Genomic DNA, 13,422 nt, shown 5'->3' with positions numbered 1-13,422 from the left:
CTTGTTTGGATGAAGAATATAATGCGAGAAATCTAAAGAATTTACATTACACGATTGTGTTCAATTCTTGCTTAATAATATTGAATGACCAGGCTGAAAATACAGAGTCGGTTAATTCATTAGAGTGCGTGACTCCTGTCATAAACACTCATACCCATATCATGTACTCGCCTTGTATCTAAACCGAATATCTCCGTCTACTAACATAGGGCCAGCACCCATTAAGAGTTACTATCTAATAACGGCTCACTTTGCGTGGTTGTACGCGATTTCAATACTATTAGGAGCAGTAAAGCAACGCCAGCCATCAAACCACCAGCATAGGAGACGTAGGAATAGCCTAAACCTGCTTTCAGGACTCCACTGCCGACTCCTGCTCCCACTGCGTTTCCTAAGTTAAAACCAGCAATATTGATGGACGCCGCAAGACTTGGTGCGCCTGACGCCGCATTCATCGCTCTTATTTGCAATGGAGGGACAATAACAAAAGCCGCCACAGCCCAAATAAACATGCCAATGACAGCAATCCAGTGGTTAACCGCGAGGCTTGGCATAAGAATAAGCGAGGCCATTAATAGCGTGAAGCCAATGATGGTTGAGCCATCCAGTGACCAGTCGCTTAGCTTCCCACCTAAATAGTTACCCAGAGTAAGACCTAACCCAATGATCACCAAAGCCATGGTGATGTAATTGCTTGTGGCATCTATTTTGTTTTCTAAAAATGGCGCGATGTAGGTGTACAGAGAAAAGAATGCGCCAGCAAACAGCACGGTAACGGTCATTGCTACCAGCATATCAGTGTTCAGAACTGCCTTTACTTCTGAAGAAAAGTCGACAGTTTGTTGTTTTTCATCCTGAGGCAAGTTTTTAAATAGGCCAAAGAACGTAAAAATACCAAGAAGGGTAATACCCCAGAACGCTATTCTCCACTCTGCCTGCTGACCGATGTAAGCAATAGCGGGAACACCGATAATATTGGCGATGCTTAACCCCATAAACATGGTCGCAATTGCACTACCCTGCTTTTCTTTTGGTACAACACTGGTCGCTACCACTGCGCCAAAACCAAAAAACGCGCCTTGACACAAGCTGGTAATGACTCGTCCTGCAATCAGAGACAGAAAACTAGGCGCGATCGCTGAAGCAATGTTCCCAACAATAAAAACTCCCATAAGTCCTAATAAGGCCGTTCGCTTGCTTAATCGGCTCAACAGTAGGGTAATAATCGGTGCTCCGATCATGACTCCAATGGCATAGGCAGTCACTATCATCCCGGCATCAGGAATAGAAACAGCTAAGCCTTGTGCAATATTTGGCAGTAATCCCATCGGAGCAAACTCGGTCGTTCCAATAGCGAAAGAGCCTAACCCAAGAGCTAATAATGACTTGTTAACGGAAGTTGAATTGGAAGCCAATTTTAATTTACCTTTATAGTATTCAGACTAGATTCTGAAATTCAAAATAGTCACTTGACCACAGACAAAAAAGACAGCTCTAAGCTGCCGTTTAGTAAACTAATTACGTTTGTAGATCTGCGTTCAATAGAGAAACATTAATGACAAAAATGAAGGAAGTGACTTAATTAGAATATCTTTAATCACAACTCATATTTCGCAATATGGTACCCACGTATATTAAATGAATACCGCGAAGTTACGCTTGCCTATACCTCTATGATCAATGCACATAATTACAATTTTGCTGGCTACTGTTTGTCGTAGCCATGAGTAAATTAACGAAGATGAGCTATTTCATGGATGGCTTCGTCAACGGAAAGATCCCCATCGGTCAACTCCAGAATCTCACGTCGGATGGTTGGTGTATCTATCAACGTAGCAATGACAGATGCAACATTGCCTCGTTTAACGGTTCCGTACTGGATAGCAGGACCGAGCGTAACGAGATTATCGGCTTCTTCATTTAATAGAGTTCCTGGCCGAACAATCACCCACTCCAGTCCACTATTAGCCACAGCCACATCGGCTTCTTTCTTTACTCGCATGTAATGTTCAAAAGCATCGCCAAGATTGGCGTTTCGGGCAGACTCAGGGAAAGCCGACACCAGATAAACCCTTTTAATACCATTCGCAGCCGCAGCCTGAATCATTTTTACTGGGCCTTGGCCATCAATCATAGACGTTCTATCAACACCGCTACCTGCAGCACCGGCAGTAAACACAATAACGTCACTGCCTTTTGTCATCTCCGTGAGTTGGTCAGAAGTTATATCCATTAAGTCATCTTCAACAGGAAAAACACCTTGGTGACGGAGCGCTTCAGCCTGCTCTTGTGAGCGGTGTAAGCCAGTTACCTTATGACCATTGCCGATAAGCATGGGACACAAGTGTTTACCCACTCCTCCGGTTGATCCAATGACGAAAACATTTGCCATAATATGGGTTCTCCCCTTTCAGAAATATCATTATCCAATGTGTAAAATAATGGATATTAGTTATTTTTCATTTGACTTAATGTATACACATAATCGTTATCAACTTGAGATTTATGACAATTAAAACAGCGTGATAGATTTTCTTCCGTATTCACAGAACGATCCGCATTGAACGCCTGATACTCCCACTCACCGTTGCGCTGCTCATCTGAATATTGACTTCCCCAACCAGTTCTCTTTTCCATCACGACATATCGATATAGCTCATCGTCACGATAATCAACTAATGTAATGACGGTTCCGCTTGGGAGTGGCATACCCTTGTTTACCGCTTCACTAGCGATCTGGTTTACATAAACGTCTTCTTTTATATTCCCCCGGTTAACTGTGGTATAAAGCACACCATCAGCGTAGTTATCAGGAAACTGGACTAATTCTCCACCAGCCCATGCTGAGGAACAAAGTGATAATAAACCAAGACATAACAAAGACGGATTCCGTTTGAAACTTAACACTAAAGTCACTCCTTAACTGTTTATCGCTTCGACAAGAACTCATTTCGCTAACCGTAAACCGCTAAAAATCTATCATTCAGCGCTCAGTGTTGAACTTACCCAACACTTACCCACACTAAGAAAATGTATAAGCCGACGCTATAAAACTCTGTACAGCTATAGTAGAAGAAACCGTACGAAAACCCTTTGCCTATTTCTGTTTAATCATTGCTCACTAATCCAGCAATTGGATTTCTTATCAAGGATGGAGGAGAAAAGTTTATGGTGTCAGTCCATTAGTGAATCTTAGGTGTCTAGCATATTCCCATTCATCACCTAACAGCCAACGTAATGCTTTTGTTTAAATGTCTGCAAGAGCACAGGTATCAAGGAGAAATATAAAACATAGAGGAGGGAATAATTGAAGATAAGATCTAAAGTCGTTTACGAATAATGGGTGATTGGATGACAAACCAAGCGTATCTAACAAAGCGCTCCTCGTTAAAATAAATACACATAAAAAAGAGTGAATGATTTGGATCATTCACTCTTATTAACACTAGCAAAATACAAGTTTCGTTACTTACGAATGGCTTTCTTCAATGTAGGCCCTACCGCTACGGCAATAGTCAAGCCAACTAACACTAAGCTAGTCGTATTTTCGAATAATATGCGCCAATCACCACCGCCGATAAGTAGCGCAAGTCTCAAGTTCTCTTCTGCGAATCCTCCCAGAATAAGACCAAGCACGACAGGAGGCAGAGGGAACTTGAACTTATCCATCACATATCCGATCAAGCCGAACCCCAACATTAGATAAACATCAAACATACGCTCATTTATCGAATATACGCCGATAAACATCAGTACCATTATGATGGAACCTAAAACAGGCCGTGGTAACTTAAGCAGTTTCGCGAAGCTATTCGTCGCAAGTGTACCGCCCAAGAAAATCAACAGTATCGCACCAAAAAGAAACTGCCACATAAATCCGAATACGATATCTGGGTTATCTCTAAATAGCATAGGACCCGGCTGAAGCCCGTGAACCAATAAACCACCCAACATAACAGCGGCAACTGCTGTACCCGGAATGCCTAGTGTTAGCGCAGGAATCAGCGCTGAAGCAGTATCGGCGTTATTTGCAGTTTCAGACGCTGCGATGCCTTCAGGCTCTCCATTACCCCAAGTCTCTGGCGTTTTACTTGCGCGCTTCGCTTCATTGTATGACATGAAAGCCGCCATCGAACCACCAGCTCCAGGCAGAATACCGATACAAATACCAATGAATGATGAACGCAGCCAAGTAGCCCAAAACTTAAACATTTTCGGTAAAGAACGAAGCAGAGATTCAGTTTGTAAGGACTTATTTAAACCTTTGGTTTCGAGAGGCGTTTCCAACAAGTCAATCACAGGTGGCAGTGCATACAGGCCAACCAATAAGATAACAATATTTATCCCATCAACCAGTTCGAGGTAGCCAAAGGTAAATCTATCTTCACCAGAAATTGGATCAACGCCAACCATCGAAACCAGAACACCAAAACACGCCGCAATTAGCCCTTTAAGCGGATCTTCTCCTAGCAGGAAGATGATGCTGCACAAACCAAACACTGCAACCCAGAATACCTCTGAAGGACCAAATAAGAGTGTCACTTTAGCCAACGGTGGTGCCAAAAGCATTAGAGCTAATGCGCTTGCAATGCCGCCTATTGAAGAAGAAATGACCGCCACTTGTAACGCAAAGCCGCCCTTCCCTTTTTGAGCCATTGGATATCCGTCAAAACTAGTCGCCACTGCTGCCGGTGTGCCAGGAATTCTCAACAGGACCGCTGGAATAGCGCCTCCATACATTGCGCCGTTATAAATGCCTGCCATTAATCCCAAAGCCACCAGAGGATCTAGGCCGAAAGTAAAAGGGACTAATACGGAAATAGCCATCGTTGCACTTAGCCCAGGCATCGCACCAACCGCAATACCCGCAAGGACACCAATCGTGATGGCTAAAAAGTTGCTCATCGAAGCGACATTGGATAAGGCAGAGAGTAAATCAAGATACATAGTTATTCATCCTTAAATTATCCAACCGGTCGGAAATTCCTTCGACATAGCGAAACTAAATACTAAATAGATTAACGATACGAAAATAACTGTTGATATAGCTAAAACTTTTACGTTTTTGCAGCCAAAGAAATAAGATATTAAAGGTACAAATACTATTATTGTTGGATAAAACCCAATAGCATCGATGCATGCTACTAAAACTACCATTGCTAATAGTGATGCAAAAACACGTATCGGTGATTTTAACACCGCTTTTTGAGTTATTTCTCCATTATATGCTTGCTTTGCAATTCTTAATAAAGAAAACAATGACAAACATACCAAGAGCACCAACATTAATTTAGACAACATACCCGCCTCAGCGCTAAGATCAACGGCTGGGGTGAATAAAAACAATGCCGAAAAAACTATCAAAAAATATACTAATGATATTGGTTTAAGTAATACTTCCCTTACGTTACTCATATATACCTCAGTTCTAAAATTAAATAATGTGGGCTTTTACACCCACATGTTGTTTTATTTCCAAGGTGTTTTTTCCCAAACATCTTTTGCTAATTTATAAGTCTCATTGTTTAGAGACTCAAAATCTTCACCAATAGACACAGCGACAGGGTTCGCTGTTGATTTCATTTTCGAAAGAAATTCAGGATCCTTAGCGAGTTTTTCAAAAGCGACGATCAGTTTATTTTTAACTTCTTCAGGTAGGCCTTCTGGCGCAACAAATCCACGCATTGAGCCATTCACCATATCAACGCCTTGTTCTTTAAACGTTGCTACAGAAGAGTCAAACTCGGATCTTTCTTGATCAGAAATACCAATAATATTCAATTCATCTTTAAACTCTGTCACTTCAGAGATGTTAAGTACCGCCGCCTTTACGTGTCCGCCCAAAACGGCAGTACGTGCAGCTGAAGAACCTTTGAATGGAATAATATTAAATTTAGTGTCGGTTAAACCTTCAAACTTAATCAGCCCCAAGTGGTCATCACCACCTAAACTGGACATGCCGATAGCCAATGGACGTGAAGACTCTTTTACGTCGCTTATGAATTTTTGAAGATTATCGATACCGCTTCTTTTTGAGGTAACAATGACATTAGGGTCATTTACGATATTGGCTAGATACGTGAAGCTCTCTGCACTGTATTTAGCTTCGCGATCTAAAGTACGCGCCATCATGCCAGGCAAATTATACGTACCAATTGTATAACCGTCTGGGTCGGAATGTGCGACCTCTGTAATGCCGATCTGACCACTTGCTCCAGGTACGTTTTTTACTACAATCGTAGCATCATCACCGAGATATTTTTCTAGATATGGAACTACGTTACGAGCCATAACGTCAGTTCCACCACCAGCAGAAAAACCCACAATTAAAGTAATTGGCTTTTCTGGATAATTTGCCATTGCAAATGTAGAAGTAAGGCAGCAGGTAACTGTTAATGCAGATTTAAGTATCGAATTAAACATCCATTTTCTCCGTCTTGTTATATTTTCATAGTTTCTTATTCAATTGATTGGAGATACGACATTACCTCATGCTCTTTAAACTCAGGAAGAGCAAAAAATAATCTAATCGTATTCAAGACATATGGGTAGTCATTACCCACGATGTATAAAATCAATAATTAGAACAGGAAACATTTCCCTTCTTTATATATTCACGTTATATATTTAAACAGTGAATTCACGTTATTTTTTTAAACTAAACTTTTAATCTAATAGTAATAATTATATTTAATAGAAAGTAATTGCTTATACTCCTAGGCAACCTTTCTCTTTTAAAGCTTTATCAACCCAAGTTCTATCGTTCAAGCCTTCGCTTATCGCCGCCATCTGTTTAACTTCTTTGTCTTGCTTAACAAGCGTACTTTCAAGTATCCATTCAGCGTCATCCAGTGGCACGGCTAGAACACCATCCGAGTCACCAATGATTATATCCCCAGGGCTAATGTGCATACCGTCAATACTAATTGGAACGTTAATTTCCCCCGGTCCATCTTTAAACGGTCCTCGGTGAGTCACACCAGCAGCAAAAGTCGGTAGGTTTATTTCTCGGAATGCATCCAAATCACGAATTGCACCATTGATAACGAATCCAACCACACCTTTTTTAATCGCGTAAGCAAGCATCAACTCACCCATTAGGGCATTCGAGATATCGCCACCACCATCAACAACAATCACATCACCTGGTACTGCCATATCAATCGCTTTATGAAGCATTAAGTTGTCACCAGGACGAGTTCTTACTGTTATTGCTGATCCTATCAATTGACCAGAGGTATGCATAGGGCGAAGAGTGGGACCAGCCGCAAATAAACGGTTCATAGAATCTGATACGTTTGCAACAGGTAGCTTTTTATATGCGCTTAATAACTCATCAGATGCCTTCTGATCCCGAGTATTTATCTTAAATCCTAATGTCATTCTTTATTCTCCAATCTTTACGAATTTGTCTGCGCCCGACATCAACTTGTGGTTGATTACGCGATAAGTAGGTAGTTTTTCGTCTGCAATGATTGAAATGATGCCTTGTGCAGCACTTTCACTCACGCGTGTACTCCCTTCATTGGTAACTCCGGCGATGTGCGGCGTTACCACAATATTTCTTTCTTGGAAAAATGGATGATCAGGAGCAGGCGGTTCTACTGAGAAAGTATCAAGCCCCGCTCCAGCAAGATGACCAGATTGGATCGCCTCTAATAATGCGGCTTCGTCGATCAGTCCACCACGTGCAGTATTCACGATGAAACTGCCTGACGGCATTTTATCAATAGTATCTTTATTGATGATGTGGCGAGTTTCCGGAGTCAACGGAGAGTGCAAACTCAAAATATTGCTTTTAGATAACAACTCATCCAACGTCTCACAGCGTTGCACGCCGAACTTTTTAAATACAGATTCGTCTGCGTATGGGTCATAGCCAAACAGGTTCAAGCCCAAACCTTTAGCAATTCTTGCCGTCTCCTGGGCGATAGATCCCATTCCAAGCAGGCCTAGACATTTAGTGGCAACTTCGTAACCGAAAAATCCAGGCTTTTCCCAAAGACCACTGCGTAGACCTTTGTCCAACGGCTGAATTTGTTTAGTTACGGTTAACATTAAAGCAATAGTGTGTTCTGCAACTGAGACTGAATTCGCACCGGATGCAACAACAACCGGAATATCATGTTCAGCCGCCGCTTGAATATCGATGTTATCAACGCCGACGCCATGTTTCGCAATCACTTTAAGGTGAGGAATACCTGCATCAATAATCGCTGGTGTGATCTTTCCCATACGAGAAATAATCCCTACTGCTTGGGTATTCTTAACTAAATCTATTAGTTCTTTTTCTTCACTATATGGCGCGGTATGCACCAACTTGAATCCTTTTGCATTTAACATCTCGATAGCTGAGCTTGCTAAATCAGGACCTGTAACAATTATCGTTTTTTCCATATTTTATTGTCTTTGTCGTAGAGGTATCAGCAGTCCATGAAGGTTTTAGAAACGAAATTGGTGATACATGAATCATTTCTCTACCTTCTCGACCTTGAAACGTAGACTACAAAACAAAAAAATCTTATGGTAGCAAAAAAAATTTAACGTTTAGTAAAAGAAAGGTTTACATAATGGACACAAGACAGCTCAAAACCTTAGTATCAATTTGGAAGCATGGTACTTTCGCAAAAGCTGCCAATGATGTCTGCTTAACCCCAGCTGCCGTCGGTCAGCAAATCGCTGCTCTGGAACAAGAACTCGATATCATATTATTTGACCGAACCAGTCGCCCTCCCAAACTCACTCCACAGGGCATGCAAACGGTAGAAATGGCAAGCCAAATACTGAGGTTAGAAGAAGATACAAAACTATCGTTAAAGGGCGATTTGGTTTCAGGGACATTTGTGATTGGAGCTGTGCGCTCAAGTGCTCTAAATTTGCTGCCTTCCGCAATGGTCGAAATGAATAAAGGTTATCCGAACCTTAAAACAAGCTTAAAAGTAGGCCTTTCAAAAGATCTGGTCTCTGACGTTGCTTCAGGACAATTGGATGCAGCGATTGTTGCTGAACATATCAAAATACCGCCAAACTTAAAGTGGAGCCCCTTTATCAATGAGCCTCTTTGGTTAATCTCCTCTCATGAGATTAGCGGTATGACATTGCGAGAAATTCTTTCGCAATTTCCATTCATCCGCTTTAACAGCAATGTACCTCTCGCAAACCTCATTAATACCGAATTATCCAGAATGGAAATCTCGACCCTTGACGTCGCCGAAGTGGATAACATTGAGTCGATCATCACTTGTGTCCATCATGGTCTTGGTGTTTCAGTCGTCCCTCAAATGTCTATCAGGCCTGAAATGTCTAATATTTACCGAGTCCCTTTTGGAGCCCCTCAGATTAAAAGGCAAATAGGTATAGTGGAGCGACAATCAAGTCCAAGGAAAGCGGTGATTGAAACTTTACACGATGTGTTAACAGCGAAAATTCGTTCAACACATGAACGTTTGAACGTTATCCATAATACCAAGTGGGAAGCTCTGTCAGTAACAGATGCCTAGTCTTTTAAGAACACGCGCAATATCGTTCAAGCTAAAACCTCAGTAAGCCGCCTCATTGTCATCTTAGTTGGACACACCATGACGGTGAAGATTGAATTGCGCAAATACGGTGAACCCAAAACACCTTATGATTTACCCAACCACGCCTGCATTGATATCCGCCATCGCCCCGAGGGTGCGGTTTATGCGTGGGAGTTTGAAAAAGACGGTAAAGAATTTACTGTCAAAGGAAAAGGTCAGATTGTATTCAATAGTATCATTCACGTATTGAATGCTGCAGTTGACGGCATTGGCTTGGGTTTTGTACCAGAAGAATTGGCAAGACCGTATCTTGATGATGGCAAATTAAAAACCGTACTCACAGATTGGACACCTCATTTCCCAGGATTTCATCTTTACTATCCTAATCGACGACAGTCCTCTCCCGCATTCTTGGCCTTTGTTGAAGCATTTAAGCATACAAACAAATAGTATATAGGCATTTAGTCTTGGAGTTATTGGATTAACGGCATCTTAACCAGGATACGGTTCGCCTCACTCCAACAGATCGCACTCATGACAAACACACAACTTAGATGGCTAAACATCATTTGATTTCTCAGTAGAGGAACCTGCGACAACTCTCTACTGTATAATTTTTTGGGATATCGATTTTCAAACTTTTTCGGTTAGGTTCAGATAAGGCAAAGTTACATCAGTAAGTCTGAATAAGCTTTTCGTCTAAAAGACTATAGACACAGGCTTTTCAGAGGTTTGAAAAGCCTGGGGCGGTACTTTTTAGCAATCCGTTTGCTCTGAGAGTCTTAGCGTGTTTTCCAGTTAAACGCCAAGGTAACGAATAGTATTATCAAGCTTTGAATAGCCTAGTTTCGGATAATTGAACGATAAAACGAGTCGCTGATAGATTGCCCTACACTGCGATGCTTGGAAACAAAAAACGGTTTGCCTCTAGGGATGCAGAGTAGATCCATCAACTAATACTTTGCTGCGTTTATAATATTCGTTCATTCCTGATAATTCGGATAATCAATGTAGCCTTTCTCGTCACCGCCGTAAAAATACTCACGTTGAGCTTCACTCAGAGGCCAATTATTCTGCATACGTTCAACTAGGTCTGGATTGCTTATGTATGGTCGGCCAAATGCAACTATATCAACGAGATCTTTTTCTAGGTAATCGTCTGCTTTATTTTTGTCGAAAGCACCGGCGATCATTAGTACACCAGCATATGAATTACGGAATTTCTCCACAAATCCTGATGGCATTGTTGTTCCACCTTGAGGAACATCTTGGTCATTTAAATGAACATAAGCCAATTTACGTTTGGATAGCTCAGTTCCTAGTGCTAGCCAGGTCTCTTCTTCACCATCAAATTCTGGCATGTCACCATATCGTCCAAACGGTGAGATACGAATTCCCGTATTTTCAGCGCCAATAGCCTCACACACCGCATCAGTCACTTCCAGGGCAAAGCGCAGACGATTCTCCATCGTTTCACCGCCATATTGGTCGCCGCGAGTATTCAGACCTGCATTGATAAATTGTTCTATCAAATAACCATTTGCTGCGTGTATCTCCACCCCATCAAACCCCGCTTCCATCGCATTTCGGGCAGCTTGAATATAGTCTTGTTTCACTTGCTGAATTTCATCGATAGTAAGGCCTCTTGCAGCAGAAACCTCAACTTTACCCGCATCACCATTTTCGTCGTACGCAAAGCAGGTACCGTTTGCTTTAGTATCAACACTGCTCACTGGTGAACCACCATTAGACTGCAATGAAGTGTGCGACATACGACCAACATGCCATATCTGAATAAAGATTTTACCACCTTTATCGTGAACAGCTTTAGTCGTAGCTTTCCATCCTTCAACCTGTGCCTGGCTATAGATACCCGGGATATAAAGAAAACCTTGCCCTTGCTTAGAAATAGGTGAACCTTCAGTAATCAATAGGCCAGCCGAAGCTCTCTGAGCAAAGTACACGGCAGTATTTTCGTCTGCAGCATCCTCTGCATTATGAACTCGCGCGCGAGTCATCGGAGCCATTGCTATTCGGTTTACACACTGTGAATGGCCAACTTTGACCGGAGTAAATAACTTATTCATTTTGAGCCCAATATTGAATATATCTTTAATGATTTTATCCTTTACTATTGAATAATATTGAACTCAAATAAATAGCGGTTAAGGACAGACAATGTTGAATTAAATTCTATAATGGTCGGTTCGTCATCAACGCCGGTGCTTAATCCAACCAACCTTGTTGTGCCTTTTGTACTAGCTCGTCAACAACAAAACGGATCTTAGGTAATAACTGACCACTTTTAGGCCAAACAACGTTAATTGGAATTTCACCACCTCCATACTCATCCAGTACAGTCACCAATTCGCCGCTATCAATATATTGGCCGACCAGCCAACGTGGTAACTGGGATAAACCGGCACCATTTAATACCGCGCTGAGCATTGCATCTCCATCTGCAAACTCATGGGTCACGGGAGGCGTAAAACGTCTTAAGATTCCTTGTTCATTTTTCAATAACCAAGAAAATGGCTGGTTGCGACGAAAACCCACTACGGTTCGATGATGGGCCAAATCACTCGGAGTTTGAGGCGTACCGTAAAAGTTTAAGTAATGAGGTGATGCGCATACCACCAATTTTTGAGTCGTCAGGCGACGGGCGACCAGTGTGCTACTGTCCTCCAGTTCACCAATACGTACCACGAGATCGATACCTTGTTCGATAATATCGACATAACGTTCATCAAAGGAAAGTGTCAGCTTTAGCTCCGGATATTGGTTAGCGATCTCAAGCAAAATCGGCAATAAACGTTTTCGTCCAAAAGCGGCAGGCAGATCAACTCTTAGTCTGCCTGATGGACGGCTGATATGGGAGGTCAGTTCCTGCTCTGCGCGCTCAAGAATGTGTAATGCACTTTGACAGCTAGCCAGATAGCGCTCGCCATCGGCTGTCAGACTTAAACTACGGGTTGTGCGGTTAAACAGAATAATCCCCAGTCGTTCCTCTAACCGAGCCACAGATTTACCGACCGCAGATTTTGTTAAACCCAATCGCTCGCCTGCGGCTGTAAAGCTGCCAGTTTTGGCAGTCATTACAAATGCGGTTATTCCTCCGAGACTATCTGATTTTTGCACACTTTTTCCTTTAACTATTTTTAATGGCTACAACATTAGCAATCGCCGGATACCAACCAGGCTGCTGCTGTAAAGACAGATAATAAGTCTCAGCGTCTGTAGTCATCAACAAACCTGGATTCTCACCATCACTAGAGCTCTGCAAAGTTAGCCTTTTATCTCCAGATATTTGTTGGATATTTGATAACATTTGCGAAGCTTCACCTAATGCGTTAATTGTTGCTGGTAAAGCCGTTTCATCGGATTCCAGCCATCTTTGTAAACGACAAGATAACGCGCTGGCCCGATGTTGACCAAAGCTTTCGTGAAAAACCGTCTCGGGATTGTTTTTAAAGGGCGTTTTTTGAATAACAATAAATTTAGCCACGCCTTCTAGAGACACACGAACGAGTGTTTGATAGCGAATAATGGCACCACCAACATCACCACTATCCCTCACAGCCTGATAAGGCGTTTCCCAAGATACCTGATAAACATCACCTCGTATCTTTTTAGCTTCTATGTTTTTAACAAAATGCGAACTGATTTCTGGAGGAATAGAGTTCAGCCACTGCTTCATTTGCTCGTTCCCTTTAGCTAACAGATGCTCACCAGCATGTACTAGCTCAATCTCGTCATCAAACAGCGCGAGTTGAGAGTATGTAGACACTGTCTCTCCCTCGAAAAACGCAAACCAGTGATGAATGGCTTCTTTTATCGCCAGTTCATCACGCAGAGGAAAATGGTCATTATTCATAATCGGTTATCTCAACACATAAATTAC

The 13,422-nt window shown here is 42.1% G+C and carries 13 protein-coding genes; 2 read left to right on the top strand and 11 right to left on the bottom strand.

The features are described 5' to 3' along the window. Positions 1-221: 221 nt before the first annotated feature. The 8 genes from V1U08_RS14600 to V1U08_RS14565 form a co-directional block, all read right to left on the bottom strand. Positions 222-1,415 (bottom strand): MFS transporter, encoded by a 1,194-nt coding sequence (locus V1U08_RS14600; RefSeq protein ID WP_330470887.1) that lies wholly within the window; start codon positions 1,413-1,415, stop codon positions 222-224. A 317-nt stretch (positions 1,416-1,732) separates the two neighbouring features. Continuing rightward, on the bottom strand, positions 1,733-2,392 hold the full coding sequence (locus V1U08_RS14595; protein ID WP_330470886.1) for an SDR family oxidoreductase: 660 nt from the start codon (positions 2,390-2,392) through the stop codon (positions 1,733-1,735). A gap of 56 nt (positions 2,393-2,448) precedes the next feature. After that, on the bottom strand, positions 2,449-2,907 hold the full coding sequence (locus V1U08_RS14590; RefSeq protein WP_330470885.1) for a cytochrome P460 family protein: 459 nt from the start codon (positions 2,905-2,907) through the stop codon (positions 2,449-2,451). Between the two features lie 558 nt (positions 2,908-3,465). Continuing rightward, positions 3,466-4,947 (bottom strand): tripartite tricarboxylate transporter permease, encoded by a 1,482-nt coding sequence (locus V1U08_RS14585; RefSeq protein ID WP_239947356.1) that lies wholly within the window; start codon positions 4,945-4,947, stop codon positions 3,466-3,468. A 12-nt stretch (positions 4,948-4,959) separates the two neighbouring features. After that, on the bottom strand, positions 4,960-5,415 hold the full coding sequence (locus V1U08_RS14580) for a tripartite tricarboxylate transporter TctB family protein (RefSeq protein WP_239947358.1): 456 nt from the start codon (positions 5,413-5,415) through the stop codon (positions 4,960-4,962). A 54-nt stretch (positions 5,416-5,469) separates the two neighbouring features. Next, the gene (locus V1U08_RS14575) at positions 5,470-6,423 is read right to left on the bottom strand and encodes a tripartite tricarboxylate transporter substrate binding protein (protein WP_239947366.1); all 954 of its coding nucleotides are present in this window, start codon (positions 6,421-6,423) and stop codon (positions 5,470-5,472) included. 285 nt (positions 6,424-6,708) lie between these two features. Further along, positions 6,709-7,383 carry an RraA family protein gene (locus V1U08_RS14570; RefSeq protein WP_330470884.1) on the bottom strand — a complete coding sequence of 225 codons (675 nt, stop codon included), beginning with the start codon at positions 7,381-7,383 and terminating at the stop codon, positions 6,709-6,711. Between the two features lie 3 nt (positions 7,384-7,386). Further along, entirely contained in the window at positions 7,387-8,397 is a 1,011-nt protein-coding gene (locus V1U08_RS14565; RefSeq protein WP_330470883.1) for a hydroxyacid dehydrogenase, read from the bottom strand. 173 nt (positions 8,398-8,570) lie between these two features. Between V1U08_RS14565 and V1U08_RS14560 the strand changes: the two genes are divergently transcribed. Both V1U08_RS14560 and V1U08_RS14555 read left to right on the top strand, forming a co-directional pair. Further along, positions 8,571-9,500 carry a LysR family transcriptional regulator gene (locus tag V1U08_RS14560; protein ID WP_330470882.1) on the top strand — a complete coding sequence of 310 codons (930 nt, stop codon included), beginning with the start codon at positions 8,571-8,573 and terminating at the stop codon, positions 9,498-9,500. A 78-nt stretch (positions 9,501-9,578) separates the two neighbouring features. Next, positions 9,579-9,971 (top strand): LysR substrate-binding domain-containing protein, encoded by a 393-nt coding sequence (locus tag V1U08_RS14555; RefSeq protein WP_330470881.1) that lies wholly within the window; start codon positions 9,579-9,581, stop codon positions 9,969-9,971. Positions 9,972-10,504: 533 nt separating this feature from the next. On the opposite strand, the gene V1U08_RS14550 is transcribed toward V1U08_RS14555, so the two are convergent. The 3 genes from V1U08_RS14550 to V1U08_RS14540 form a co-directional block, all read right to left on the bottom strand. Further along, the gene (locus V1U08_RS14550) at positions 10,505-11,608 is read right to left on the bottom strand and encodes an alkene reductase (protein ID WP_330470880.1); all 1,104 of its coding nucleotides are present in this window, start codon (positions 11,606-11,608) and stop codon (positions 10,505-10,507) included. A gap of 139 nt (positions 11,609-11,747) precedes the next feature. Next, positions 11,748-12,659, bottom strand: a complete 912-nt coding sequence (locus V1U08_RS14545; RefSeq protein ID WP_239947373.1) for a LysR family transcriptional regulator — start codon at positions 12,657-12,659, stop codon at positions 11,748-11,750. A 10-nt stretch (positions 12,660-12,669) separates the two neighbouring features. Then, on the bottom strand, positions 12,670-13,395 hold the full coding sequence (locus tag V1U08_RS14540; RefSeq protein WP_330470879.1) for a hypothetical protein: 726 nt from the start codon (positions 13,393-13,395) through the stop codon (positions 12,670-12,672). Between the last annotated feature and the right edge of the window lie 27 nt (positions 13,396-13,422).

The sequence above is a fragment of the Vibrio sp. YYF0003 genome (genome assembly GCF_036350715.1).
In the GTDB taxonomy this organism is placed as follows: Bacteria; Pseudomonadota; Gammaproteobacteria; order Enterobacterales; family Vibrionaceae; genus Vibrio; species Vibrio natriegens.
The sequence above is the reverse complement of the archived record's forward strand: the minus strand, read 5'-3'. Positions and strand labels throughout refer to the sequence as shown.